Source organism: Streptomyces ziwulingensis, assembly GCF_039542605.1.
GTDB classification, from domain to species: domain Bacteria; phylum Actinomycetota; class Actinomycetes; order Streptomycetales; family Streptomycetaceae; genus Streptomyces; species Streptomyces ziwulingensis.
On sequence record NZ_BAABIG010000008.1, the window covers coordinates 26,087 to 51,701 of the forward strand.

At 71.8% G+C, this 25,615-nt stretch carries 28 protein-coding genes; 20 read left to right on the top strand and 8 right to left on the bottom strand.

Annotated elements, in window-relative coordinates; all coding sequences use genetic code 11:
• Positions 1–98: 98 nt before the first annotated feature.
• From ABEB00_RS04400 to ABEB00_RS04410, 3 genes are all read left to right on the top strand, one after another.
• A complete protein-coding gene (locus ABEB00_RS04400; protein ID WP_345617550.1) occupies positions 99–971 on the top strand; it encodes an ABC transporter ATP-binding protein in 873 nt (290 codons plus the stop codon).
• Positions 968–2,515, top strand: coding sequence for an ABC transporter permease (locus tag ABEB00_RS04405; protein WP_345617551.1), 1,548 nt, complete (start codon positions 968–970; stop codon positions 2,513–2,515). Before ABEB00_RS04400 ends, ABEB00_RS04405 begins: the two co-directional genes overlap by 4 nt.
• Positions 2,516–2,663: 148 nt before the next feature.
• Entirely contained in the window at positions 2,664–3,320 is a 657-nt protein-coding gene (locus ABEB00_RS04410) for an ABC transporter (protein ID WP_345617552.1), read from the top strand.
• 139 nt (positions 3,321–3,459) lie between these two features.
• Here the strand turns inward: ABEB00_RS04410 and mshD are convergent, their stop codons facing one another.
• Positions 3,460–4,386, bottom strand: coding sequence for a mycothiol synthase (mshD, locus tag ABEB00_RS04415; RefSeq protein ID WP_345617553.1), 927 nt, complete (start codon positions 4,384–4,386; stop codon positions 3,460–3,462).
• A 245-nt stretch (positions 4,387–4,631) separates the two neighbouring features.
• Here mshD and ABEB00_RS04420 point away from each other — a divergent pair, with 245 nt between their 5' ends.
• The 3 genes from ABEB00_RS04420 (at position 4,632) to ABEB00_RS04430 (ending at position 8,890) form a co-directional block, all read left to right on the top strand.
• The gene (locus ABEB00_RS04420) at positions 4,632–6,464 is read left to right on the top strand and encodes a bifunctional metallophosphatase/5'-nucleotidase (protein ID WP_345617554.1); all 1,833 of its coding nucleotides are present in this window, start codon (positions 4,632–4,634) and stop codon (positions 6,462–6,464) included.
• Positions 6,465–6,898: 434 nt separating this feature from the next.
• Positions 6,899–7,027 carry a hypothetical protein gene (locus tag ABEB00_RS04425; RefSeq protein ID WP_345617555.1) on the top strand — a complete coding sequence of 43 codons (129 nt, stop codon included), beginning with the start codon at positions 6,899–6,901 and terminating at the stop codon, positions 7,025–7,027.
• 111 nt (positions 7,028–7,138) lie between these two features.
• On the top strand, positions 7,139–8,890 hold the full coding sequence (locus tag ABEB00_RS04430; protein WP_345617556.1) for an ABC transporter ATP-binding protein: 1,752 nt from the start codon (positions 7,139–7,141) through the stop codon (positions 8,888–8,890).
• Here ABEB00_RS04430 and ABEB00_RS04435 read toward each other — a convergent pair.
• Positions 8,856–9,134, bottom strand: coding sequence for a hypothetical protein (locus ABEB00_RS04435; protein ID WP_345617557.1), 279 nt, complete (start codon positions 9,132–9,134; stop codon positions 8,856–8,858). The two genes, ABEB00_RS04430 and ABEB00_RS04435, sit on opposite strands and share 35 nt — an antisense overlap.
• Positions 9,135–9,253: 119 nt before the next feature.
• Here ABEB00_RS04435 and ABEB00_RS04440 point away from each other — a divergent pair, with 119 nt between their 5' ends.
• The gene (locus ABEB00_RS04440) at positions 9,254–10,081 is read left to right on the top strand and encodes a helix-turn-helix domain-containing protein (protein WP_345617558.1); all 828 of its coding nucleotides are present in this window, start codon (positions 9,254–9,256) and stop codon (positions 10,079–10,081) included.
• Positions 10,078–10,284, top strand: coding sequence for a DUF397 domain-containing protein (locus ABEB00_RS04445; protein ID WP_345617559.1), 207 nt, complete (start codon positions 10,078–10,080; stop codon positions 10,282–10,284). The genes ABEB00_RS04440 and ABEB00_RS04445 overlap by 4 nt, the downstream gene beginning before the upstream one ends.
• Here ABEB00_RS04445 and ABEB00_RS04450 read toward each other — a convergent pair.
• From ABEB00_RS04450 to ABEB00_RS04470, 5 genes are all read right to left on the bottom strand, one after another.
• Positions 10,275–11,717, bottom strand: coding sequence for a sensor histidine kinase (locus tag ABEB00_RS04450; RefSeq protein WP_345617560.1), 1,443 nt, complete (start codon positions 11,715–11,717; stop codon positions 10,275–10,277). The two genes, ABEB00_RS04445 and ABEB00_RS04450, sit on opposite strands and share 10 nt — an antisense overlap.
• Positions 11,714–12,448, bottom strand: a complete 735-nt coding sequence (locus ABEB00_RS04455; protein ID WP_345617561.1) for a response regulator transcription factor — start codon at positions 12,446–12,448, stop codon at positions 11,714–11,716. Before ABEB00_RS04455 ends, ABEB00_RS04450 begins: the two co-directional genes overlap by 4 nt.
• A gap of 146 nt (positions 12,449–12,594) precedes the next feature.
• Entirely contained in the window at positions 12,595–13,674 is a 1,080-nt protein-coding gene (locus tag ABEB00_RS04460; RefSeq protein WP_345617562.1) for a S1C family serine protease, read from the bottom strand.
• A gap of 165 nt (positions 13,675–13,839) precedes the next feature.
• Positions 13,840–14,862 carry a LacI family DNA-binding transcriptional regulator gene (locus tag ABEB00_RS04465; protein ID WP_345617563.1) on the bottom strand — a complete coding sequence of 341 codons (1,023 nt, stop codon included), beginning with the start codon at positions 14,860–14,862 and terminating at the stop codon, positions 13,840–13,842.
• Between the two features lie 176 nt (positions 14,863–15,038).
• Entirely contained in the window at positions 15,039–15,857 is an 819-nt protein-coding gene (locus tag ABEB00_RS04470) for a winged helix-turn-helix transcriptional regulator (RefSeq protein WP_345617564.1), read from the bottom strand.
• A gap of 318 nt (positions 15,858–16,175) precedes the next feature.
• On the opposite strand from ABEB00_RS04470, the gene ABEB00_RS04475 reads away from it, so the two are divergent.
• From ABEB00_RS04475 to ABEB00_RS04505, 8 genes are all read left to right on the top strand, one after another.
• On the top strand, positions 16,176–17,024 hold the full coding sequence (locus tag ABEB00_RS04475) for an alpha/beta hydrolase (RefSeq protein WP_345617565.1): 849 nt from the start codon (positions 16,176–16,178) through the stop codon (positions 17,022–17,024).
• Positions 17,025–17,079: 55 nt separating this feature from the next.
• The gene (locus ABEB00_RS04480; protein ID WP_345617566.1) at positions 17,080–17,334 is read left to right on the top strand and encodes a MoaD/ThiS family protein; all 255 of its coding nucleotides are present in this window, start codon (positions 17,080–17,082) and stop codon (positions 17,332–17,334) included.
• A gap of 3 nt (positions 17,335–17,337) precedes the next feature.
• A complete protein-coding gene (locus ABEB00_RS04485) occupies positions 17,338–18,663 on the top strand; it encodes a hypothetical protein (protein ID WP_345617567.1) in 1,326 nt (441 codons plus the stop codon).
• A gap of 138 nt (positions 18,664–18,801) precedes the next feature.
• Positions 18,802–19,539: an LmeA family phospholipid-binding protein gene (locus ABEB00_RS04490; RefSeq protein WP_345617568.1), complete on the top strand. Its 738-nt coding sequence runs from the start codon at positions 18,802–18,804 to the stop codon at positions 19,537–19,539.
• Between the two features lie 284 nt (positions 19,540–19,823).
• Positions 19,824–19,904, top strand: coding sequence for a putative leader peptide (locus ABEB00_RS36015; protein WP_350310325.1), 81 nt, complete (start codon positions 19,824–19,826; stop codon positions 19,902–19,904).
• A 131-nt stretch (positions 19,905–20,035) separates the two neighbouring features.
• A complete protein-coding gene (locus ABEB00_RS04495) occupies positions 20,036–20,881 on the top strand; it encodes a sulfurtransferase (protein WP_345617569.1) in 846 nt (281 codons plus the stop codon).
• 80 nt (positions 20,882–20,961) lie between these two features.
• Positions 20,962–21,249 carry a DUF1416 domain-containing protein gene (locus ABEB00_RS04500; RefSeq protein ID WP_345617570.1) on the top strand — a complete coding sequence of 96 codons (288 nt, stop codon included), beginning with the start codon at positions 20,962–20,964 and terminating at the stop codon, positions 21,247–21,249.
• 88 nt (positions 21,250–21,337) lie between these two features.
• A complete protein-coding gene (locus tag ABEB00_RS04505; RefSeq protein WP_345617571.1) occupies positions 21,338–21,595 on the top strand; it encodes a DUF3099 domain-containing protein in 258 nt (85 codons plus the stop codon).
• Between the two features lie 7 nt (positions 21,596–21,602).
• Here ABEB00_RS04505 and ABEB00_RS04510 read toward each other — a convergent pair whose 3' ends face one another.
• Positions 21,603–21,965 (bottom strand): DsrE family protein, encoded by a 363-nt coding sequence (locus ABEB00_RS04510; RefSeq protein WP_345617572.1) that lies wholly within the window; start codon positions 21,963–21,965, stop codon positions 21,603–21,605.
• Positions 21,966–22,100: 135 nt separating this feature from the next.
• Here ABEB00_RS04510 and ABEB00_RS04515 point away from each other — a divergent pair, with 135 nt between their 5' ends.
• From ABEB00_RS04515 to ABEB00_RS04530, 4 genes are all read left to right on the top strand, one after another.
• Entirely contained in the window at positions 22,101–22,898 is a 798-nt protein-coding gene (locus ABEB00_RS04515; protein WP_345617573.1) for a hypothetical protein, read from the top strand.
• Positions 22,895–23,731, top strand: coding sequence for a hypothetical protein (locus tag ABEB00_RS04520; protein ID WP_345617574.1), 837 nt, complete (start codon positions 22,895–22,897; stop codon positions 23,729–23,731). Before ABEB00_RS04515 ends, ABEB00_RS04520 begins: the two co-directional genes overlap by 4 nt.
• Positions 23,728–24,630, top strand: a complete 903-nt coding sequence (locus ABEB00_RS04525; RefSeq protein WP_345617575.1) for a hypothetical protein — start codon at positions 23,728–23,730, stop codon at positions 24,628–24,630. Before ABEB00_RS04520 ends, ABEB00_RS04525 begins: the two co-directional genes overlap by 4 nt.
• A 226-nt stretch (positions 24,631–24,856) precedes the next feature.
• Entirely contained in the window at positions 24,857–25,432 is a 576-nt protein-coding gene (locus ABEB00_RS04530) for a heme-binding beta-barrel domain-containing protein (protein WP_345617576.1), read from the top strand.
• Positions 25,433–25,615: the final 183 nt, after the last annotated feature.

Genomic DNA, 25,615 nt, shown 5'->3' on the forward strand with positions numbered 1-25,615 from the left:
CGTCTTCTCCTTCTCCTTCTCCCTCGTCCCCTCGTCCCCTCGTCTGCTCGTTTCCTCGTCCCCTCTTCCCTGTTCCCTTTTCACCACGGGAGTTCTCTATGTCGTCCACGACCGTCTCGGCCTCCGGGCTGAGCCTTCATTACGGGCGGATTCGCGCCCTGGAGGACGTCGAGCTGCGGCTGGGTCCGGGTGTCACCGGGCTGCTCGGGCCCAACGGGGCCGGGAAGACCACGCTGCTGCGGGTGCTGGCCACGGCCGTCCCCGCAGACCGGGGCTCCTTCACCGTGCTGGGGCACGATCCGGGGAGCGCCCGCGGCCGCCAAGAGGTGCGGCGCAGCCTCGGGTATCTGCCGCAGACGCCCGGCTTCCACCCGGACTTCACCGCCTTCGAGTTCGTCGACTACGTGGCGATCCTGAAAGAGCTGACCGACCGGGCCGGGCGCCATCGCGAGGTGCGGCGGGTGCTGGAGGAGGTCGACCTGGGCGAGGTGCGCGGGCGGCGGATGCGGAAGCTGTCCGGTGGCATGCGGCAGCGGGTGGCGCTGGCCGCCGCGCTGGTCGGGGACCCCGGTTTCCTCGTCCTGGACGAGCCGACGGTCGGCCTCGACCCGGAGCAGCGGATGCGGTTCCGGGAGCTGATCGCCCGCGCGGGGGAGGGGCGGACGGTGCTGCTGTCGTCCCATCAGACGGAGGACGTGGCGATGCTCTGCCACCGGGTGCTGGTCATGGCCGGCGGACGGATCCGGTTCGACGGAACACCGGCCGAGCTGACCGCGCGGGCGGCGGGACGGGTGTGGAGCGGCGCGGAGCGCGACCCGGGGGCGAAGGCCGGGTGGCGTACGGGTACGGGGTTCTTCCGCCACGTCGGCGATCCGCCGCCCGGCGCCGACCTGGTCGAACCCTCCCTGGAGGACGGCTACCTGCTCGTCCTGGACGGCTTGGACGGCTTGGACGCGGAGGCGGCGGCATGAGCGGCGACACCATGAGCGGCGTGCTGGAGCCGGCGCCCCCGGCGGCCGCCCCGCACGACCAGTCGCGCGGGCCGTGGGCGGCCGTGTTCGCCCTCGCCCGCTTCGAAGCACGCGATCTGCTGGGCTACCTCCCGGTCGTGGCCACCCTGCTCCTCAACCTCGGGTACACCGGGTGGCGGCTGGTCTCCGCCGAGGGAACGGACGCCTACCCGGCGCTCCAGGACGCCGACCGGGCCACCCAGGGCCAGCCGCTGCTCCTGGGCATCGTCCTGTTCGTCTGCGTCAACCGGGCCGTCCTGCGGTCCCGCCGGCGCGACACCGACCGGCATTTCGACGTCCTGCCGGTGGCGCCCTGGCGGCGCACGATCGCCCACCTGCTGTCGGTGGTGCCGTTCGGCGTGTTCACGGCGGCTGTCGTGCTGGGCGAGTTCACCTGGCAGGCGCTGCGGCCGGGCGCGGTGGGGCACGGCTCGGCCGGCGAACTGGCCGTGGGACCGCTGACCGTGCTTCTGTGCGGCGCGCTCGGGGTGCTGGCGGCGCGGCTGGTGCCGCACACGTTCGCGGCACCGGTCCTCCTCGTCGGCCTGTACACCCTGTTCGTCTTCGTGACGACGGGGTCGACCGAGGCGAATTGGAGCCGGTGGCTGTCGGCGGCCGTCGGCGAGAACGACGGCGAGACACTGCCGTCGGACCTGATCGGGCGTCCCGCGGGCTGGCACGCCCTCTATCTGACCGGCCTCGTGCTGCTGGCGGCCTGCGTCGGGGTGCTCGCCGCGGGGGGCCGGGCCCGGCCCCTCAAGGTGTGCGCCGCGGTGGCCGTCGGCCTGACGCTGACCGGCGCGGTCGCCCAGTCCGGCGGGGTGTCGGCGGAGCTGGCCGCGGCCCGGAAACAGGCGACGGTGACGCCGGAGAAGGTCCAGTCGTGCGCCGAGCACGGCTCCTCCGTCTACTGCGCCTACCCGGAGTGGACGGGCCGCGCCGGCACCTGGGCCACCGTTGTCGACCGCGTCCAGTCCCTGGCGGGCGGTACGGCGGCTGGGCAGCGGCTGCTCGTACGGCAGCGGGTCGACTCCACCTACGGTCTGGAGAGCGACACGGCGCTCAATGCGTCCACGACGCCCGGCCAGGTCACCGTCGGCACGCGCTGGGGCGGGACCCGGGTCCCCGAGTTCGCGACCGCCGTCGCCTCCGTGCTGGTCGCGGGGGACGAGGAGGCGGGCGGCGAACTGTGCGACGGACGGGTGGTGACCGTGATGTGGCTGGCGCTGGGCGGCGCCGAGGACCCACTGGCCGAACTGCGCACGGTCCGCCTCGACGACAGCGTCAGGGGTTCGGCGATCGCGCTGACGCCGACCGGCTCGCTCAGCATGTCCGCGGGCCAGACGGGCGTGGTCGTGGAACTGCTCGAACGGCCGCGCGCCGAGGTCGCCGCCGCCGTGCGCGCGCACTGGGACGAGCTGACCGGTCCGGGCGTGACCACGGCCGAGGCAGCCCGGACACTGGGCGCCGACGTGCCCGAGGGGGGTGACGAGTGTGAGAGGTGAGGTGAGCCGGGGCCGGCCGCGGGGCGAGCCGGACCGGCAGGTCCGGTGCCGGACACCGGGCGCGGAAGCCGGGCGCGGCCCGGCCCGGACGCGGGAGGCGCGGGACGGGCGCCGCACGCCGGGGGTGGGTGGCGCGCTCATACGGGCGGTGGGGCGCACGGTGCCTTGGCGGGCGCTGGTCCTGGGCGCCGGGGTGGGGCCGGTGCTCGTCGCGCTGCCCCGGCTGTCGGAGGGGCAGCCGGACCCGTGGCTGTCGCTCGTCCTGCTCCGCGCCGCCGTTCTGGCCTTCGTGCTCGGCCTCGCTTTCCTGCTGGACGACCCGGCCCGGCACCTCACGGTCCCCGTGGCCACCGGGCGTTGGGTGCGGACGGGACTGCGGGTGGCGTGGGCCGCGCCGCTCGCGGGCCTGTGGTGGTGGGCGGTTCTGGCCCTCGTGCCCGCTGGCGCGCGGCCCCCGGTCGGCGCGACCACGCTGGAGGCCGCCGCGTCCGCCGTCCTCGTCCTGGCCGCCGCCGCGGCCGCCGTACGGTTCGCGGACGAGTCCGAACCAGGGCTGTCGGTCGCGACCGGGCTGTTGGCCGCGGCGTTCCTGGCCCTGCTGTTCCTGCCGGGGCGGTGGGCCCTGTTCGTCACCGTCGACGACCCGCGCTGGGAGGCTGCCCACCAGCGCTGGGCTCTGCTCCTGGCCGCGGCGGCGGTCGTGTGGGTGGCGTGCGGGCCGGAGCCGGTGCGAAGACGGCGGCTCCGGCCCGCACGCCACCCACCGGCCCCCAGGACCTGCCCAGCGGGCAGCGGCAGACTCTAGCCGCTGGGATTTCGGCGATCCCTGGTATTTCGGCAGCCCTCGGGACCTTGGCAGTCCCCGGAATCTCGGCGGTCCCCGGGACCGTGGCAGTCCCCGGAACCTTGCCCGTCCCTGGGACCTCAACTCTCCGTGCGGTACCTCAGCTCTCCGTGCGGTACATCAGGTCCGTCTCGTGTGTGACGAACCCCAGCCGCTCGTACACGGTCACCGCCGCCTTGTTGTCCGCGTCGACGTACAGCATGGCCGTCGGCAGTCCGCGCCCCGCCAGATGCCGCAGGCCGACCGCGGTGAGCGACTTGCCGAGTCCCCCGCCCTGGACATCGGGCCGGATGCCGAGGACGTACACCTCGCCGAGCCCCTCCGCCTCGTGCACCTTCGTCCAGTGGAAGCCGATCAGCTCACCCGCCCGCTCGGCGAGGAAGAACCCCGCCGGGTCGAACCACGCCTCGGCCTTGCGGTCGTCCAGGTCCCGCTGCGTGAGCGACCCCTGCTCGGGATGGTGGGCGAAGGCGGCGGCGTTGACGGCGAGCCAGGCCGTGTCGTCCTGCCCCGGCACGAACGCGCGTACGGTCACGCCCTGCGGAAACACCGGGTCGGGCAGGTCGAGGCCGGCCAGCGGCCGCCGCATCTGCCGCAGCTCGCGGAAGAGGGTCAGGCCGAGGACCTGGGCGAGATGCCGTGCGGCGGAGTGCCCGCCGTGCGCCCACACCCGCAGCCGCTTGCCGGAGGCGGCGAGCAGCGCCGAGCCCAGCGCCCGCCCGTGCCCCTGCCCGCGGTGCGAGGGATGGACGACCATCTCGGCGGCCGGCGACTCCACCGGGTCGGTGTCCTCCAGTTGGGCGTAGCCGAGGAGTTCGCCGCCGGCCGTGAGCAGGAGATGGGAGACGCCTTCGCGGGCCTCGCCGCGCAGTTGCAGCCGGCCCTGTTCGGACACGGCCTGCTGACCGTCCGTCCGGGCGGCCTCGGTGAGCAGCGCGAGGACGGCCTCGGACTGCTCGGTGGTGAGGGCGGAGTACGTCTCGATCGAGCGGGAGCGGCCGGGCCGCGCGGTGTCGTCGCTGGTCATGCGTACGAGGGTAAGGGGCGGACCCGGCGGAGCGGCGGCAGAAGGTAAACCAGGATGTAACCGCGAACCCCCTGTCGCGCTACGCGCGTTGACTTTAGGCTGCGCCGACGAGCCGACTCCCGCACGGCTCCTCCGCACCGGCCCGTACGGACCCATACAGACACGCACAGAACCGTGCGGACCATACGGACCGATACGGACCCACACGGAAGCACGTATACCCACACAGGCCCACAGGGGGGCGCATGTCAGTCACAGCACAGCCGCGGCAGCCGGGCGGTCGTCGCCGCCGTACGACCCGTCTGCTGGCGGTCGCCGCCGGAGCCGTCACCGTCGGCGCGCTCGCCGCGGCCGCGCTGCCCGCGTCCGCGCACACGGGCGGGCCCGGCAAGGGCGACCACCGCCCCGGCGGTCACCAGCAGAGCCGTTACCAGGACGTCCAGCTTCTCTCCTTCAACGACCTGCACGGCAATCTGGAGCCGCCCGCCGGTTCCTCCGGCCGGGTCACCGAGGTCCAGGCGGACGGCAGCACGAAGACCGTCGACGCGGGCGGCGTGGAGTACCTCGCCACCCACCTGCGCCAGGCCCGTAAGGGCAACCCGTACTCGATCACCGCGGCCGGCGGCGACATGGTCGGTGCCTCCCCGCTGATCTCCGGGCTCTTCCACGACGAGCCCACCATCGAGGCGCTGAACAAGCTCGACCTGGACGTGACCAGCGTCGGGAACCACGAGTTCGACGAGGGCGCCCAGGAACTGGCCCGCCTCCAGAACGGCGGCTGCCACCCCACCGAGGGCTGCTACTCGGACAAGAAGTTCAAGGGCGCCGACTTCCCCTACCTGGCCGCCAACGTCCTCAAGGAGAAGACCGGCAAGCCGGTCCTCGCTCCCTACTGGGTCTGGAAGAAGAACGGCGTCAAGGTCGGTTTCATCGGCGTGACCCTGGAGGGCACCCCGGACGTCGTCTCGGCGGAGGGCGTCAAGGGCCTGAAGTTCAAGGACGAGGTCGAGACGATCAACAAGTACGCCAAGGTGCTCCAGCAGCAGGGCGTGAAGTCGATCGTGGCCCTCGTCCACGAGGGCGGCTTCCCGGCCTCGTCCTCCTACAACTACGACTGCGACGCCGCGGGCGCCGGCTCCGGCATCTCCGGCCCCATCGTGGACATCGCCAAGAACGTCACGCCCCAGGTGGACGCGCTGGTCACCGGCCACACCCACAACGCGTACGTCTGCACGATCCCCGACCCGGCGGGCAAGCCCCGCATGGTCACCTCGGCCGCCTCCTTCGGCCGTCTCTACACGGACACCACGCTGACCTACGACCGCCGTACCGGTGACATAGCCCGTACGTCGGTGGAGTCGGCGAACCACGTGGTCACCCGGGACGTTCCCAAGGCCGCCGACCTGACCGCGCTGGTCGGCAAGTGGAACGCGCTGGCCGCGCCCATCGGCAACCGCGCCGTCGGCCACATCTCCGGTGACATCGGCTCCACCGGCACCGAGTCCCCGCTCGGCGACCTGATCGCCGACGCGCAACTGGCGTACGGCAGGGAACTGGACGCGGAGACCGACCTCGCGCTGATGAACCCGGGCGGTATCCGGGCGCCGCTGACCTACGCGGCGAGCGGCGCCGAGGGCGACGGCGTGGTCACGTACGCGGAGGCCTTCGCGGTCCAGCCGTTCGCGAACACGGTCAACCTCCAGGACCTCACCGGCGCCCAGGTGCTCCAGGTCCTCAAGGAGCAGGTGAGCGGCGCGAACGAGGCCGCGCCGAAGATCCTGCAGATCTCGTCCGGGCTGACCTACACGCTGGACCTGACCCAGTCGGGTGCCGACCGCGTGGTGACGGACTCGGTGCGGCTGAACGGCGCGCCGCTGGACCCGGCGGCCACCTACCGCGTCGCGAGCAACAGCTTCCTCGCGGGCGGCGGTGACGGCTTCACGACGCTGGGCCAGGGCACGGGTGACGTCGTCGGCGCGGACGACCTCACGGCGCTGGAGCAGTACCTGACGGCCCACTCCTCGGCCACCGCCCCGTACGCCCCGCCGGCGGCGGACCGCGTCACGATCGTGCGGTAGCGCGCCGCGGTTCCCCTGAAGCGGGCCCGTGACCGGACACCTCCGGTCACGGGCCCGCTCTCTTTTCCTGTCGCTTTCCGCCGTGTCGTCTTCCGCCGCTTAAATTCTGTGTCAGTTCCCGCCCGGTTCCCCCTCTTCCCTGAATTTCATCTCAGCTCTTCTTCATTGAGGTCTCAGTGGAATCGGTCCTTTTTCGCGCTTGCCTCCCGTAGTGTTTTCCATGTCGACAGCGAACGACACCAACGCAAACGACGAAGGAGATCAGCATGAGCTTCCACAAGGTCACCCCGGTGAAGCAGAGCCGCAAGCCCGCGCCGAAGAAGGCCAAGCCCGCGCCGAAGAAGGCCGCTCCGAAGCGCCGCCCGGTCTCGCACAAGGGCTGAACTGCTTCACAGTCGTAAAGCATCATTCACATAGAGCTGAGAGGTAATTCCATGAGCTTTCACAAGGTCGCCCCGGTGAAGAAGAACCGCAAGCCCGCCGCCCCGGTCGCGAAGAAGGCCGCGAAGCCCGCGCCGAAGAAGGCCGCGCCCAAGCGTCGTCCGGTCTCGCACCAGGGCTGAGGCCACTCACGAGGCGGGGCCGCCGGAGCAGCCAGTGCGCTCCGGGGCCCCGCCTCGGGCACGTCCGGTGGCGGGTGGCCGGTGGCCGGTGGCCGGAGGAGAGAGTTGATCATGAGGGAAGTCCGTGCGGCGTTCCGCCGTTTCTGGCCGCTGACCCGCGGCGACCGCGGGTGGCTCGTGGTGATCGTGGCCTGCGTGGTGGTCGCCGCGCTCGCCGAGACCGCGTCCATCCTGCTCTTCGCGGAGTTGACGGACAACGCGCTGAAGGCCGGTTCGCTCTCCGCCTTCTGGGGGCCGGCCGGTGGCTGGCTGGCCGTCGCCGTGCTCGGCGCGCTCGTCGGCTACCTCGGCAACTCCCTCGCCACCTGGACCGCCGAGAGATTCGTCCGGCGCCTGCGCGCGGGCGTCTTCCACCACCTCCAGGGCCTGCCCCCGCACTTCTTCCAGCGGCACCGGCGCGGCGATCTGGTGGAGCGGCTGACCGGCGACGTCGAAGCGATCGAACAAATGGTCGTTTCGGGGGTCGTCGGCACGGTCTCCGCCGCGTTCTCGGCCGTCTTCTACGCCGCCGCCGCCCTCTACCTCCGCTGGGACCTGGCGCTGGTCACCTTCGTCCTCGCGCCCCTGTTCCTCCTCGCGGCCCGCCGTTTCTCCGGCCGTATCCGCACCGCCTCCCAGGACGAACGGGTCGCCGACGGCGCGATCACCTCCGTGGTGGAGGAGTCCCTCGGCAACATCGTGCTGACCCAGGCGTACAACCGCCGCCACGCGGAAGAGGAACGGCTCGACCGCGAGGCCCGCGCCTGGCTGAAGGCGTCCGTGCGCGGTGCCCGGCTGAGCGAGATGTACGAGCAGTTCGTCGAGGTGGTCGAGACGCTCTGCGTCCTGACGGTGATCGGCCTCGGTGTCTGGGAGATCTCCGCCGGCCGCATGACCCTCGGGCAGCTCCTCGCCTTCGCCGCGTTCATCGGCTACCTCTACCCGCCGGTGCGCAGCCTCGGCCGGCTCGGCCTCACCCTCACCGCCGCCACCGCCGGCGCCCAGCGCCTCGGCGAGATCCTCGACGCCCGCCCCGCCGTCACCGACCCGCCGGCCCCCGTCCCGCCGTGGCCGGTACGCGGCTGGGTCGCCTTCCACGACATCACGTTCCACTACCCGGGGACCGGCCGGCCCGCCCTGCGCGAACTGTCCCTCACCGCCGCCCCCGGCCAACTGGTCGTCGTCACCGGCCCGAGCGGCGCGGGCAAGTCGACGCTGGCCAAGCTCCTGACCCGCTTCTACGACCCCACCACGGGCACGATCTGCCTCGACGGCATCCCCCTGCCGCACCTGTCCCTGGACTTCCTCCGCGACCGGATCACCCTGCTCCCGCAGGAGACCCTGATCCTGCACGGCACGATCCGCGAGAACATCGCGGCCGGGCGCCCCGGCGCGAGCGACGAGGACATCGAACGCGCGGCCCGCTCCGCCGCCGCCCACTCCTTCGTCACGGCCCTCCCCAAGGGTTACGACACCCTCATCGCCCCCGGCACCGCCGCCCTCTCCGGCGGTCAGCTCAAGCGCCTGACCATCGCCCGCGCGATGCTCCGCACGGCCCCCGTCCTGATCCTGGACGAACCGACCGCCGGCCTCGACGCGGTCGCCGCCCGCCGGATCGTCCAGCCGCTGCGCCACCTGATGTCCGGCCGTACGACCCTGATGATCACCCACGATCTGACCCTGGCCCCCGACGCCGACCGCATCCTGGTGCTGGACGGCGGCCGACTGGTGGAGTCGGGCACCCACGAGGAACTGCTCGCGCACGGCGGCACGTACGCGAGCCTCGCCGTCACGAGCCGTCCCGCACCCGCTCTCCCCGGCTGATCGCGACCCGCAGCACGTCCCCCAGCGACTCCACGGCCCGCGTCAACGCGAAGCGCACAGCGCGTTCACCGGCCTTCGGATCGTCCAGCACGGTCCGCGCCGCCTCCCACACCTGCGTCCCCGACGTCAACTGGGCGTCCTCCATGTCGTCCGCGAGCCGCGAGAGCCGACTGTGCGGACCGGCCGCGCTCAGATAACAGGGCTTGCCGTCGGGGGTGCTCCAGGGCAGGAGGCGGTAGGCCATGGTCGGTTCTCCTCGTACGAGCGACGATCACTTTGTGTGGGTAGATCGTCACTGGTTGCGCGTACGCTGCGGAAGGGGGCCCGTGTTGCCGGTGGCCCCGGGCACCGAGGAGGGCTGACGTGACGGAAGTGGTCGACGGGGAGCGGGTGTCGGGACGGTCCGTACTGGGGCGGACGCTGAAGTATCTGCGCGAGAAGGCGGGGAAGTCCCTGGGCCAGCTCGCGGAGGAGTCCGGGTACGACAAGAGCTACCTGAGCCGGCTGGAGTCGGGGGAGCGGCTGTCGAAGATCACGGTGATGGAGGATCTCGACAGTTACTACAAGACCGGGGACTTGTTGGTGAGTCACTGGAAGATCGCGCGCATCGACGCGTTCAAGGACACCTACAAGGAGTACATGCGCCTTGAGGCGACGGCATGCCTCATGTGGGCCTACACGTCCGACGTCCCGGGGCTGTTGCAGACCGAGGACTTCGCCCGCGAGGTGTTGTCGGGGCCGGGGGCAACGGCCGCGGACCCGGAGGCGAGCGAGGAACAGGTGGCCGCCCGCCTCGGCCGACAACTGCTGTTGACCCGCAGGCCCGCGCCGAGCGTGCGTTTCGTCATCGACGAACTCGCCTTCCGCCGCCCGTCGGCCAGTCAGCAGACCTGGATCGGCCAGTTGAGGCATGTGACGGGAGTGCTGGACCAGCGCAACGTCGTCGTCCAGGTGCTGCCGTTCTCCGCCGGAGTGCACCACCTCATGGGGAAGGGATCGCTCACCCTGTTGTGGCAGATGGACGGCACCGCCGCCGCCTACACCGAGGGCGACAGCAGCGGACTGCTGACGGACGAACCGGAAGAAGTCCTCCGGCATCGCTTGTCCTACGATCGGCTCCGAGATCTGGCGCTGTCGCCGTCGGACTCGCTGACGTTCATCAAGGACGTACTGGAGGAGCACAGGTCATGAAGCACACTCCCGACCTCAGCCACGCCGCTTGGCGCAAGTCGAGCTACAGCGACGGGGGAGCGAACAACTGCGTCGAGATCGCCCAGGGTGTCCCCGGCGCGACCCCCGTCCGCGACAGCAAGCTCACGGCCGGGCCGGTCCTCGTGTTCGGGACGTCGGCGTGGAGCGCGTTCCTGGAGGGGGCGGCCCGGCGTCACTCCTGAGCCGGTGGGGGCACCGGTGCCCCCGGCAGCCGTACCGTCGCCGCCGTGCCGGTGCCTTCGGGGGCCGGGGCGAGGGACACCTCGCCGCCCGCCTGCTGGACCGTGCGGGCCACGATGGAGAGGCCGAGGCCGGAGCCGGGCAGGGAGCGGGCCGACTCCGAGCGCCAGAAGCGGTCGAAGACGTGGGGGAGTTCGGCCTCGGAGATGCCGGGTCCGTGGTCGCGGACGGTGAGGACACCGTCGGTGAGCCGTACCTCGACCGTGCCGGCCTCGGGGCTGAACTTCACCGCGTTGTCCAGGATGTTGACCACCGCCCGCTCCAGGGCGGACGGCTCCGCCCGTACGTACCAGGGCTGGACGTCCGCCGTGATCGTCAGCTCGGGGCCGCGCAGCCGGGCGCGGCGCAGGGCCGAGGCGACGATGTCGTGCCAGGCGATGATCTGCGTGCGGCTCGCGTGCTGGTCGGTGTCCGGGCGGGAGAGTTCCTGGAGGTCGCCGATGAGCGCCGCCAACTCGGTCATCTGCGCCTTCACCGAGGCGAGCAGTGCCTTGCGGTCGGCCTCCGGGATCGGGCGGCCGGTCTCCTCGCTGCGGGTGAGCAGTTCGATGTTGGTGCGCAACGAGGTGAGCGGCGTGCGCAGTTCGTGACCGGCGTCCGCGATGAGCTGCTGCTGGAGGTCGCGGGAGCTGGCGAGGGAGGCGGTCATGGAGTTGAAGGAGCGGGAGAGCCGGGCGACCTCGTCGTCGGAGGCGTCCTCGACGGGGATGCGGACGGTGAGATCCTCGGTGCGGGCGACGTGTTCGACGGCCTCGGTGAGCTTGTCGACGGGACGCAGCCCGGCGCGGGCGACGGTGAGCCCCGCCGCGCCGGCGCCGAGCACGCCGATGCCGGAGACGAGGAGCAGGACCAAAGCCAGGTCGTTCAGCGTGGACTGGGTGCCCTTCAGCGGCACGGCCGCGATGAGGGCGGCGTGCGAGCTGGCCTCGGTGATGGGGTTGCTGAGGGTGAGCTGCACGGTCAGCACGCGCAGGGCGTTGCCGTCCTCGTCGGTGCCGTTGCGCAGGAGGTTGGGTTGGGCGCCCGCGCTGTTGATGACCTTCCGGTCGGCCGCGGTGACCGCGATCTCCCCCACCGAGTCGGTGAACAGGCAGGTGGTCCCGTCCGCCGTGACCACCTGGGAGTAGGTGTTGCGGAAGCCTCCCCCGCGGGAGTCCTGCGTGCAGTTGGCCAGGGCGTCCCTGAGCTGACTGACCTGCTGCGGGTCCTTCAGGACCGTGGCCTTGCGCAGCTCGTTGTCGAGCTGGTCGTAGAGCTTGCCCTGCACGATGAACCAGCAGGTCACCGACACCGCTGCGACCGCGAACGCCACCGCCGCCGCCACCAGCAGGGCGAGGCGGGAGCGCAGGGGCAGGTTGCGCAGACGCCTGATCACTCCGCGCCGCCCTGGCGCAGGACGTAACCGACACCCCGGACCGTGTGGACCAGGCGCGGTTCGCCGCCGGCCTCCGTCTTGCGCCGCAGATACATCACGTACACGTCCAGCGAGTTGGACGACGGTTCGAAGTCGAAGCCCCAGACGGCCTTGAGGATCTGCTCCCGGGTGAGGACCTGGCGCGGGTGCGCCATGAACATCTCCAGCAGCGTGAACTCCGTACGGGTCAGTTCCACCGCCCGCCCGCCCCGCAGCACCTCCCGCGTCGAGAGGTCCATGCTCAGGTCGGCGAAGGCGAGGACGTCGTCGTTCTCCGCGGCGGCGGCCACCGCGGACGCGTAGGAGCTGCGGCGCAGCAGTGCGCGGATGCGGGCGAACAGCTCGTCCAGTTCGAAGGGCTTGACCAGGTAGTCGTCGGCGCCCGCGTCGAGGCCGGTGACACGGTCGCCGACGGTGTCGCGCGCGGTCAGCATCAGGATCGGCGTGGTGTCGCCGGTGGCACGGATGCGGCGGGCGGCGGTCAGACCGTCCATGCGCGGCATCTGGATGTCGAGGACCAGCAGGTCGGGCCGGTACACCGCCGCCTTCCGCAGAGCCTCCGCGCCGTCGACGGCGACCTCGGTGCCGTACCCCTCGAAGGCGAGGCTGCGCTGGAGTGCTTCGCGGACCGCCGGCTCGTCGTCGACGATCAGGATGCGCTGGGTGTCACGGTCACCGTCTGCGGGGCTCATGGCTCGGTTCCTCGGATGCAAAGGGAGACAGGGGGCTGGACGCCTTCAGCCTCGCACGTCCGCGGGCGGCGCGGGAAAGCTGTGGACAAGCCGCCTCGCGGGTCGGAAAAGCTGTGGAAAACCCGCCGTCCGGGATCAGGTGCCGGCTACTTGTCGGCGCCGCCGGCCCGCAGCGTGTCCAGGTCGGCCTTGACCGTGTTGACCGGGATCGCGAAGCCGAGGCCCACGCTGCCCGCGTCGGACGACGACGAGGACGAACCGGAGGCCGAGTACATCGCGGAGTTGATCCCGATGATGTTGCCGTTCATGTCGATCAGCGCGCCGCCGGAGTTGCCCGGGTTGAGGGAGGCGTCGGTCTGGAGCGCCTTGTACGTGGTCGTGGACGAGCCGGTGTCGCCGTTGAAGTGCTGGCCGCCGAACTCGAACGGCCACTGGCCGCCCTGTCCCTGCTGCTGTTGCTGCTGGCTCTCGTCGGTGGAGACGGTCACGTCACGGTCGAGGGCGGAGACGATGCCGCTGGTCACCGTGCCGGTGAGGCCCTCGGGGGACCCGATCGCCACGACCTCGTCGCCGACCTTGACGCCGTCGGAGTCGCCGAGGGTGGCCGCGGTCAGACCGGAGGCGTTCTCCAGCTTGATCAGCGCCAGGTCCTTGGAGGCGTCGGTGCCGACGACCTCGGCGGTGTACTCCTTGCCGTCGCTGGTCGACACCTTGACCGAGGAGGCACCGGAGACCACGTGGTTGTTGGTGATGATCTCGCCGTCGCTGGTGATGATCACACCGGAACCGGTGGAGGAGCCCGCGTTCGAGGTCGCGCTGATCTCCACGATGCTCGGGCTGACCGCCTTGGCGACCCCGGAGACCGTGCCCTTGGCGCTGGACGGCACGACGCTGGTGCTGGCGGAGGCGGCGGCGACGGTGTCACCGCCGGTCAGCTCCTGGAAGCCGTACGCGGTGCCGCCGCCCACCGCGGCCGCGACGATCGCCACGGCGGCGAGCAGGGCGAACGGGCGCCGGGCGCGCTTCCTGGGGCGCTCCGCCTCCCCGGCGGGGTGTACCGGGGGCTGCGCGGGCGGAGCCGGCCACTCGGGGTTCACCGGCGAGGCGGCGTAGCCGTACTCGGGGGCCGGCGGAGCGGAGGCGTGCTGCTGGGCGCCCTCGTAGGGGTGGGCGTACGGGTTCTCGGAGGTCTCGTACTCGCCGCTGCGGCGGATGCTCTCGGTCATGTCAACGAGCATGTCCGCCGACGATGAGAGCTTGCTGAGTGCTGCCTGAGAAGCCCGGCAGAAGCTCGTACACCCGTTGCGTCACCCGTTGCGCGTCACCCGTCACCCGTCGCGCGTCACCCTTTACGGGTCACGCGTCACCCGTTACGGGTCACGCGATACGAGCTACTCGCAGCCGCAGGACTTGCGGAGCACCAGCCGGGACGGGAACACCTTCAGGCGCTCGCGCCGGGAGCCGGCCACCCGCAGGCCGTCGTCCAGGACCAGGTCCACCGCGGCCCGCGCCATCGCCGACCGGTCCGAGGCGACCGTGGTCAGGCCCGGGTCGGCCAGCCCGGCCTCCTTGATGTCGTCGAACCCGGCCACCGCCAGTTGGCTCGGCACCTCCAGGCGCAGCTCGCGCGCCGCGCGCAGCACGCCGATCGCCTGGTCGTCGGTGGAGCAGAAGATCGCGGGCGGGCGCCGGGGCCCGGCGAGGATCTCCAGCGCCACGTCGTACGCGTCGTAGCGGTTGTACGGCGCCTCGAAGAGCCGGCCCTCGGTGGGCAGGCCCGCCTCCTGCATCGCGCGCCGCCAGCCCTCGACGTGGTCGGAGACCGGGTCGCCGACGGCCGGGGTCTCGGCGGTGCCGCCCATGCAGGCCACGTACTCGTAGCCGTGTTCCAGCAGGTGGCGTACGGCGAGCTGGGCGCCGCCCAGGTCGTCGGTGACGACGGCGACGTCGTCGATGGCCTCGGGCCGCTCGTGCAGCAGGACGACCCGGGCGTCCCACGCGTCGATCTCGGCGGCGGCCATGTCGTTCAGCGCGTGGCTGACCAGGATCAGGCCCGAGACCCGCATGCCGAGGAACGCGCGCAGGTAGTGCACCTCGCGCTCGCCGACATAGTCGGAGTTGCCGACCAGCACCATCTTCCCGCGCTCGGCGGCGGCCCACTCGACCGCGTGCGCCATCTCCGCGAAGAACGGCTGCCGCGCGTCCGGCACGATCAGACCTATCAGGTCGGTGCGCCGGGAGGCCATCGCCTGGGCGACCCGGTCGGGCCGGTACCCCAGCTCCTTGATCGCGGCGAGGACACGCTCGCGCGTGGCCGGGGCGACCGGCCTCGGTCCATTGTTGATGACATAGCTGACGACGGCAGTGGAAGTCCCTGCCAGCCGCGCCACATCATCCCGAGTCACCTTGGCCACGCGCGGAGTCTACGCGGATGGACCCGCGGTGGGCAGGGCGTTTCGGACCTTGGTCCAGTCCCAGGTCAGTCCCAGGTCAGTCCCAGGTCAGCCCCGGGTCAGTCCCGGGTCTGTCCCAGGTCAGGGCCGTGGTCCGGTCCTGACCTGGTCGCCCCGCCCCCACGCGTGCGCGTGTCTCAGGCGTCGGCGCGGACCTCGGTCGAGGTCGCGCCGGCCCCGCTGTCCGCTTCCTCCGCCTTGGCGTGCTCCGCCTTGGCGTGCTCGGCCTTCGCCTGCTCCGCCGCCTTGGCCTTGGCCTTCGCCTCCTCGGACGCGCGCTCCGGCTTCTCGGGCGTCACGAAGCGGTAGCCGACGTTGCGCACGGTGCCGATCAGCGACTCGTGTTCGGGGCCGAGCTTGGCGCGCAGCCGCCGTACGTGGACGTCGACCGTGCGGGTGCCGCCGAAGTAGTCGTACCCCCACACCTCCTGGAGGAGCTGGGCGCGGGTGAAGACCCGGCCCGGGTGCTGCGCGAGGTACTTCAGCAGCTCGAACTCCTTGAAGGTCAGGTCCAGGACCCGGCCCTTGAGCTTGGCGCTGTACGTCGCCTCGTCCACCGACAGGTCACCGTTGCGGATCTCCATCGGGGAGTCGTCGTTGACGATCTGCTGGCGGCCCATGGCCAGCCGCAGCCGCGCCTCGACCTCCGCCGGACCGGCGGTGTCGAGGAGCACGTCGTCGATGCCCCAGTCCGCGGTGACCGCGGCGAGGCCGCCCTCGGTGACCACGAGGACCAGCGGGCAGCCGGGGCCCGTGGAGCGCAGCAACTGGCACAGGCTGCGCACCTGCGGCAGGTCGCGGCGGCCGTCGATGAGGATCACGTCGGCGCCCGGGGTGTCCACCAGGGCCGGTCCCTCCGCCGGGGCCACCCGCACGCTGTGCAGCAGCAGGCCGAGAGCGGGAAGCACCTCCGTGGACGGCTGAAGGGCATTGGTCAGGAGCAGCAGAGAACTCATCGCACCCCACCTGCCCGGGTCGTCTTGCGTTCGTGCACGGTTCGCTCGCCCATAACGTCTTGGTTCCTCCTCGGTCCCTGCGAGGACGTTTACGGCACTGCTTCGTACTGCGTCGTACTTGTTCGTACTGCGTCGTACGGCGGAGCCGGGGTGCCGCGAGTCCCGCGCCCCGGGACCCGCCGCGGTCCCGTAGGCCCGCTGTGCGCTCGGAGTGCCCCGTACACCTGCGGTTTCCCGTGTCGTATACAGCGCTTCCGAAAGCACAAAAGGACCCGGGGGCTTCGCTGCCCGAGTCCTCTGCCCAGCACAATAGCCGACATGAGCGACGGTCCGGCAGGTCATGTGGTGCGTTCCACCGTTCGTCCGAATTCCGAGACGGGTCGAAAAGGCCCGCTACGGAGGTTTCTCCGCACGTCCGACGGGGTGCGGATCGATTCCGTATACGACCCGGGACCGGTTGTATACGAAAACGGATCGGGCGCCGGGAGTTCACCCGCCGGTGATCCCGTGTTCGTTGTCGCGCACGGTTTCACCGGTGACGTCGACCGTCCCCACCTGCGTCGGATCGCCGAGGCCCTCGCCCGGCACGGGGCCGTGGTCACGTTCTCCTTCCGGGGCCACGGGGCGTCGGGCGGGCGCTCCACGGTCGGCGACCGCGAGGTGCTCGACCTGGCGGCGGCGGTCGCCTGGGCCCGCGACCTCGGGCACGCGCGGGTGGCGACCGTCGGCTTCTCCATGGGCGGCTCGGTGGTGCTGCGGCACGCGGCGCTGCACCGGGGCGTCGACGCCGTCGTCTCGGTCAGCTCTCCGGCCCGCTGGTACTACCGGGGCACGGCACCCATGCGCCGCCTGCACTGGCTGGTGACCCGCCCCGAGGGCCGGGTCGTCGGCCGCTACGGCTTCCGCACCCGTATCCACCACCGCGACTGGAACCCGGTCCCGCTGTCGCCGGTGGAGGCGGTGCCCCGCATCGCGCCCGCGCCCCTGCTGGTGGTGCACGGCGACAGCGACGGGTACTTCCCCGTCGACCACCCCCGGATGCTGGCCGAAGCCGCCGGTGACCACGGCGAACTCTGGCTGGAGCCCGGCATGGGCCACGCCGAGCACGCCACCGGCGAGGACCTGTTGCGCCGCATCGGGGACTGGGTCACCGCGCGGGCGGGCTAGCCTGACCGTGTCCACAGGCGATTCCCAGCGACGAGGAACCGAGGAAGCGAAGCAGATGGCAAAGGTCACGGTGCGCTACTGGGCGGCCGCGAAGGCCGCGGCCGGGACGGCCGAGGAGGCGTTCGAGGCGGCCACGCTCGCCGAGGCGCTCGACGCCGTGCGCGAGCGCCACCCCGGCGAACTCACGCGTGTGCTGCCGCGCTGCTCGTTCCTGATCGACGGCGATCCCGCGGGCAAGCGCGGACATGAGACGGTACGGCTGGCCGACGGCGGCACGGTCGAGGTGCTCCCGCCGTTCGCAGGAGGGTGAGCGATGACCAACCAGCCGTACGAGGAGTACGGGTCCCACGACCCGTACCGCCAGCAGCAGCAGCCAGCGCCCGCCGAGGGCGCGTGGCACGGGTATCAGGGTTACGACGACCCGCAGGCCGCCCAGCAGGACGCCGAGCGGGCTGCCCGGCAAGGCGCCCAGCAGTGGCAGGGGCAGACCTGGGAGACGTCCGTGCAGCCGCCGATACCGGCGGTCTCCGCCGAGGAGACGGCGTACCTGCCGCAGCACGGCTACCAGCCGCAGCCGCAGCCGCAGCCGCAGCGCGGCCACCAGCCGCAGCAGCCTCAGCCGTACCAGCAGCCTCAGCCCTACCAGCAGCCTCAGCAGTACGCGCAGTACGCGCAGCCCCAGCCGTACCAGGCTGAGCCGTACCAGGGGCAGCAGTACCCGCAGAGCGGCTTCGAGCCGCCGCAGCAGCAGCGCTACGAGCCCCCCGCGCCCGCGCCCATCCCCACCTCCGTCCCCACCCCTCCCGCCGCTCCCGCCGCTCCCGCCGTCGCCGAACCGGCCGACGCCGGAGCCGGTTACGGTCGCGCCACCCTCGCGGGGAACGCGCGTGTCACCGATGCGCAGCGGGCCCGGGCCGAGGGTCGTTCGCCGGTCATCGAGCCCGGCATGCAGCCGGCCGCGCTGACCGCGCTGCTCGGGCTGCTGCTGGCCGGCGCCGCGGCGGTCGGCACCTACGCCCTCCTCGTCCCGCTGGTCGTCCTCCAGGCCGTCACCGCGGCCGGCTGGTTCCGGCTGAACGGCATGTGGCCGGCCCGGCAGGGCATCGCCCTGGGCTTCCTGGGCGCGCTGGCCGCGGACGCCGCGCTGCTGGTCTCCGACCGGTCCCCGGCGGCGATCCTCGGCACGCTCGGCGTATGGGTGCTCCTCTCCCTCGTCCTGCAACTGCGCTCGCACGCCGATCCGGACGAGCGGATGTACGGCCTGACGGCGACCGTCGTCGCGGCGGCCCTGGCGATCATCGCCGGCGGCTACCTGGCGGCCGACGCGGACGCGGTCACCGTCGGCGGGATCGCGGTCGCGGTCGCCGCCGTGGCCCGCGCCCTGCCGCTGCCGACGCCCGTCTCCGTGGTGTTCGCGCTGCTCGCCGCCGCCGGCGCGGGCATCGCGGCCGGTGAGCTGACCGGACTGGGAACGGCGGGCGCGCTGCTCGGCGCGGGCGCGGGCGCCTGCGCGCTGATCGGTCACCGGGCCGCGAGCTACGACTACCCCTCCCGGTTCGTGCACTTCACCGCGGGCGTGGCGCTGCCGCTGAGCACGGCGGCACCGGCGGTGTGGGTCCTCGGGCGGGTGCTGGGCTGACCTTGCCCGGGCCCGTTCCCGGCCGGCGCCGGCCCCGTACCGCCGCCCGCCCGTGTCACAGGTGATCGACAATGTCCCGGACGGCCTTCCGCCGAGGGCTACGGTGACCCTCGTCCATGAAGGTCTAGGTGGGGAACTATGCGCGCACTGCGAATACTGCTGATCATCGTCGTGATCCTGGGCGGGCTCTTCGTGGCCGCGGACCGGCTGGCGCTGAACTTCGCCGAGGGCGAGGTGGCGGACCGGCTGAAGACCTCCGAGAACCTCTCCACCACTCCGGACGTGTCGATCAAGGGCTTCCCGTTCCTCACCCAGGTCGTCGGGGGTGAACTGGACGACGTCGAGGTCGGTATCGACGACTTCGAGGCCACCGCGGGCGACAGCGGCGAGAAGATCCGTGTCGACGGTCTTGAGGCGCACATGAAGGGCGTCGAGTTCTCCAGCGACTTCAGCTCCGCCACCGCCGCCGACGCCACCGGCACGGCGACCATCGCCTACGACGAGCTGCTGAAGGCCGCGAAGACCGAGCCCGCCGAGATCGCCCCCGGCGTCAGCGCGAACATCGTCGGCCTCTCCGACGGCGGCAACGGCAAGATCAAGGTCGAGGTCGAGGCGACCGTCCTGGGCAAGAAGCTGGCCGATCCGGTCTACGTGCTCAGCTCCGTGACCGTGAAGGACAACCAGGTCGGCGTGAAGGCCGACAACCTCCCGAACTTCGCCGGCGTGGATCTGGCCGAGGACCGCATCCGGGGCATCACCGACTTCCAGCAGGCCGTCGACGAACTGCCCGGCGGCATCGTGCTCGACAAGGTCGAGGCGGCCAAGGACGGCGTCGACATCACGGTGAAGGGCGCGGACGTCCAGCTCGCCGGCTAGGACGGCGAGCCGGACTCGCCGGGCAGGACGGCATCCGCCGCGCCGGGCAGGACGGCGTCCGACTGGCGAGACCGGGTCGTCCACCGGCGCCCGCGGGGCCGCACATCGGCCCAGCGTCCGCCCCGCACCCAGGCCCGCACCCACACCCAGACTCGCCCCCCACCCGCCCGGGAACCGCTTCACCGCGCCCCGGGCGTTCATGTGTTCCCACATCGCGGACGATCGTGTCTCAAAATGTGACACGCCGGTGACATGCCCCGCTTTCCCTCCCTACGATCGAGGTCATGAAGCGACAGGCGGATCTCACGAAGCGGCGGGCAGTGGACCTGTGCCGCGTTGCCGCCATGCTCTGTCGCACCTTCTGAGCGGAGTAGAGCCGGCCCCGGCCTCCGCATCCCCGCCCTGCTCAGGGCCATCCGCGCGCGCCCGCCGCACCGGCCTGCCCGCGCCCCCGCACTTGCACACCCCGCCGTAGCTGCCCCGGAGGAGAGAGAGCATGAGCCGTACCGACGTACTGGTCGACGCCGACTGGCTGCAGGACCACCTGGACGACGCCGACATCGCGATCGTGGAAGTGGACGAGGACACGTCCGCGTACGAGAAGAACCACATCAAGAACGCGATCCGGATCGACTGGACCAAGGACCTCCAGGACCCGGTCCGCCGCGACTTCGTCGACCAGGAGGGCTTCGAGAAGCTCCTGTCGGCCAAGGGCATCGGCAACGACACGCTGGTGATCCTCTACGGCGGCAACAACAACTGGTTCGCGTCCTACGCCTACTGGTACTTCAAGCTCTACGGCCACGACAACGTCAAGCTCCTCGACGGCGGCCGCAAGAAGTGGGAGCTGGACGCCCGCGAGCTGGTCGACGGCACCGACGTGCCCGAGCGCCCGGCCACCCAGTACAAGGCCAAGCCGCAGGACTCCTCCATCCGCGCCTACCGCGACGACGTCGTCGCCGCGATCGGCGCGCAGAACCTGGTCGACGTCCGCTCGCCCGACGAGTTCTCCGGCAAGCTGCTCGCCCCGGCCCACCTGCCGCAGGAGCAGTCGCAGCGGCCGGGTCACGTGCCCAGCGCCCGCAACATCCCGTGGTCGAAGAACGCCAACGACGACGGCACCTTCCGGTCGGACGAGGAGCTGAAGGCGCTCTACGCCGACGAGCAGGTCGACCTGGCCAAGGACACCATCGCCTACTGCCGCATCGGCGAGCGCTCGGCCCTGACCTGGTTCGTGCTGCACGAGCTGCTGGGCGTGGAGAACGTCAAGAACTACGACGGCTCCTGGACCGAGTACGGCTCCCTGGTCGGCGTGCCGATCGAGCTCGGCGCGGCCAAGTAAGCACGCGGCCGTGTAAGTACGCGGCCGGCCGAGTACGCGGCAGCCCAGTAAGACCGCCCCAACCCCCTCAGGAGTACGACATGTGCGGAGCGAAGGCCGGCGGCCCGGACGCATCTACGCTCAAGCCCGGTGAGACCACGATCCAGGGTCAGGTGACCCGCGACGGCGAGCCGGTGACGGGCTACGTCCGGCTGCTGGACGCGACCGGCGAGTTCACGGCGGAGGTCCCGACCTCCGCGACGGGCCAGTTCCGCTTCTACGCGGCCGAGGGCACCTGGACCGTCCGCGCCCTGGTCCCGGGTGGCACGGCCGACCGCACGGTCGTCGCCCAGCAGGGCGGTCTGGCGGAGGTCGCGATCGCCGTCTGACGGCGACGAGGCGAGGGAGGGGCCGTACCCCGCGGGCTGGACGCCCGGGGTGCGGTCCCTCCGGCACGTCCGGACCTACCCTGAAGGTATGTACGCACGGCGGCGGCATCTGTACTTCGCCATGATGGGCACCTGCGTCGGGCTCTTCGTGCTCGCCTGGGGTGTCGTACGGCTCTGGTCGGTCCCGGTGGCGGTCGGCATGTGCCTGGTCGCCATGGTCATCCCGCCGCTCGCCGCGATCGTCGCCAACCGCCGCGGCCCCGAGGACCGCTGGTGGGACGCCCCCTCCGGCGACCCCAAGTCCGACGACTGGTGGGACGAACTGGACGGCCGCAAGCGGCCGTAGCCTGCCGTCAGTACACGAGCGCCTGGGTGTCGTCGGCCAGCGCCTCCTGGACGAAGACCTGCGCCCCCGCGATCCGTACGCCCTCGATGACGTCCTTCTCGGTGATCTCGCGCCGGGCCGCGCACTGGGTGCACAGCGTCAGCCGGCCGCCGGCCAGGATCGAGTCGATCAGGTCGGGCAGCGGGGCGGCGTGCGGCAGTTCGAACTCCGCCGCCCGGCCCGGCAGCGCGAACCAGGCGGACTCCCCGGTCAGCCACAGGGAGACGTCGACGCCGCTGGCCACGGCCACCGCCGCCACCGTGAACGCCTGCGAGCAGCGCTCGGGGGCATCGGCCCCCGCGGTCACCTTGATCACGAGCTTCTTCGCCATGGCCGAATCGTAATCAACCCCCGTGCAACCCCGAGCATTGGCCACGGGTCTTCTGTGCGCACACATAGCGGAATACGCGATTCAAGTCATGTTCTGTGGGGGGACGTGGACATTTTGGAGCAACAAGAAAAACCGGTGGGTCCGGAGCCGGAGCCGCGACCAGAAACCGAACCACAGCCAGAACCACAGCCAGAACCGGAGCCGGAGCCGGAGCGGCCCTCCCGGCCGTCGCGGCGCGGGCGCACGGCCCGGCTCATCGGTGCCGCCGCCGCGCTCGGCCTGCTCGCGGGCGCCTGCGCCGGTTACCTCGTACAGGCCGAACGGGAGCCGACGCGGTTGCCGTCGCTCTCCCAGCCCACCCTGCCGCAGGCGCGGGGGAACGGTCCCGAGCCGCTGTCCGCCGCCGCCGACCGCCGGGTGAAGACCGACGGTGACCTGCGGGAGCTGCTGCTGAAGAAGCCCCGCGGGGCCGAGGACATCGCATGGCTGGCCGGCGACGACGGCTGGATGGACCTGGCGGCCTACGCCGACTCCTACACGCAGCCGGGCGCGGCCTTCGGCGAGCTGGTCACGGACGAGTTCCGGCGCGCGGCGGTCGTCGCCTGGAAGGCCGGCGACGACTACACCGTGGAGATCCGGCTGATCCAGTTCCGGCAGGAGGAGACCGCGGCCGCCGCCGAGCGCAACGACGAGGCGCAGTCCTGGGCGGACCGGTCGGAGGACGTCGAGAGCTGGCCGCTCCCCGGTACCGGGGACGGCAAGGCGTACCTCCAGCGCACGCCGGGCACCGAGGACGGCTACGGGGCGGTGTACAGCGCGGAGGCCCACGCGTGGCGCGGGGACATCACGATGGAAATGTGGATCTACGGCACCGAGCGGGTCGACAAAAAGACGATCATGGATTTGGCCGAGCGGCAGATGGAGCGGCTGTGAGCGCGCAGGAGAACGAATCCGTCGCGCCGCCGACGATGCCCGCGCTGCCCGACGCGCCCGCGACGGCGGAGGCCGAAGGCGCCGCCGCCCTCCCCTCCGGCGGCGGCAGACGCCGGCGGAGCGGCCGGATCGCCGCGGTGGCGGTGGTGGCGGCGGCCGTGGTCACCGGCGTCGGCTACACCGTCGTGACCGTGAGCGGCGCCGACCGCGACGCCGGTGCCCCGGTGTGGAAGTTGCCCAAGGCGACAGCCGTAGCGGCGGCCCCGGCACCGAAGGGACTGGACGGGGTGCTGGTGCCGTACCGGACCGACGGCTGGATGCGCGGACCGGACCTCGGCGAGTTCGGCTCGGACGCGAAGCTCAGCGGGGCCCGCGCCACCGCGCTGCAGAAGGAGTCGCTGCGCGCCCTGCCGCGCACCGCGCGCAGACAGATGGAGAAGGAGATCGACCGTCGCGACGTCAAGGGCATGGTGATGCGCAGCTACGTCAGCGGGGCGGCCTCCTGGGGCAAGGACATGTACACGGCGTCCATCGTGCTGGCACAGATGAACCGGACGGCCGCTCGGGACCTCGCGCACCAGCAGTCGGAGTTCGCGGAGGCGCTCGACCTCTTCCGCGACGGCCCGGAGGTCGAGGGCCACGAGAACGCCGAGTGCTGGCTGCCACCGGAGGACGACGAGGCCGACCTGGACTCGATGCTCTGCTCGGCGTACGCCGGGGACGTCCTGGTCACCCTCTCGGCCGACGGCGTGAAGCCATGGGACACCGAGAGCGTCACGGCCCTGCTCGCCGAGCAACTGGACCGGATCGCCGAGCCGGGGGAGGCGGTATGACGACCGAACAGACGACGACCGAACCGACGGCGATCGAACAGACGACGACCGAACGGGCGGCAACCGATACGTCCGGCGCGCCGCCGGTACCGGCCTTCGCGCCGGGGGCCGTGCCGGAGCCCGCGCCCGCGGTCCGCAAGGAGCGTCCCCGGCCGCGGGCCGTCCTGCGCTGGGCGGCGGCGGCCCTGGTCTTCGCCGCGGTCGGCTCCGCGACGGCGTACGGCGTCACCGGCCTGGAGCGGACCGACGTACCCGGCCTGGCGACCGCCTCGGACGGCCGGTGGGACTACCCGGCGCTGACCCGGCCGCCGCTGCCCTCGGGGAGCCCCGGGCCCTTCGCCCAGGCCAATCCGGCCGGCACCCACCACGCCGACCTGCGGGCGCTGGTGCTGCCCGCGCCCGAGGGCGCCGCGCCGGACAAGGCGCTGCGCGGCGCGGACGGCTGGCTGGCAACGAAGGACTTCCTGGCGGAGTACGCGAAGGACGAGCGGGAGGAGCTGCGGCAGAAGTTCACCGACGCCGGTCTGCGGCACATCGCCGCCCGGGGCTGGCGCACGGGGGACGGCACGCACACGCGGATCTACCTGCTGCAGTTCGACACGGCGGTGGTCGTGGACCGGATGTTCGTCTCCGATCTCGCCCCCGCGAGCGGGCCGGCGTACTCGGTGCGCGGCGCGGAGTCGTCCGTCTACGACGAGGACTTCCCCGACTCGGCGGTGCCGACGGACCTCGGCCACTCCGTCTACGTCGAGCCCGCGCCCTACGGTGCCGAGCAGGTGCGCCAGGGGTATCTGGCCGCCGGTGACGTCCTCGCCCTGGTGACGCAGTCCCGCGAGGGCGCGGCGCGCGCGGTCCCCTTCCAGCAGACCGTGGTCCTGCAGAGCCAGTTGCTCGGCTGACCGCGAGGAGCACCCTCACCCGGCGGGGCCGGGTCCCGGCCGCGTAAGCTGGGCCCCGGCCCTGTGCACCCATCCGCACCCCCGCTCAAGGAGCACCCCGTGGAGATCTTCTTCGAAGCCCTGCTGGTCCTGGTCTGCGTCGGCGTTCTCGCCTTCGCCGGACTGACCGTGAAGAAGCTGTTCCAGGGCCAGCGCTGACCCCCACGCCAGGAAGTAAGTTCCGCTCATGATCGAGATTCCGTCCGACCTCCACAAGGACCTCGTCCCGCTCGCCTTCCTGCTCGGCAACTGGGCGGGCGCGGGTGTGCACGACTTCCCCGGCGCCGAGAAGTGCAACTTCGGCCAGGAAGTCACTTTCACCCACGACGGCCGGGACTTCCTGGAGTACCGCTCTCACACCTGGGTGCTGGACCAGGACGGCAACAAGGTCCGTCCGCTGGAGACCGAGTACGGCTTCTGGCGCATCGACGCCGAGCGCAAGGTCGAGGCCACGCTGACCCGCGACAACGGCGTCATCGAGATCTGGTACGGCGAGCTGGGCCGCCAGAAGCCGCAGATCGACCTGGTCACGGACGCGGTGGCCCGCACGGCGGCCTCCCCGGCCTACACCGGCGGCAAGCGCCTCTACGGTTACGTCAACAGCGACCTGATGTGGGTCGGCGAGAAGCAGACCCCCGAGGTCGAGCTGCGCCCCTACATGTCCGCGCACCTGAAGAAGGTCGTCACCCCGGAGGACGTCGAGCGCTGGGCCAAGGCCCTGCCCGACGACATGCCGGACGACGGCATCGCTTTCTTCAAGTAGGCACCAGCAGCTCAGTGGCACCCAGGGCCTCGCGGATTCCTCGCGAGGCCCTGTTTCACGTCCCCCGTGGGGTTAACAAAAATCGTTCGCAGTGCACTGCGCTTGATCCGCAGGTGCGTGCGAGCTACTGTGGCACAGGGGGCAAGCAGAAACCCCCGACGCCACGATGGGCGACCGGGGGTC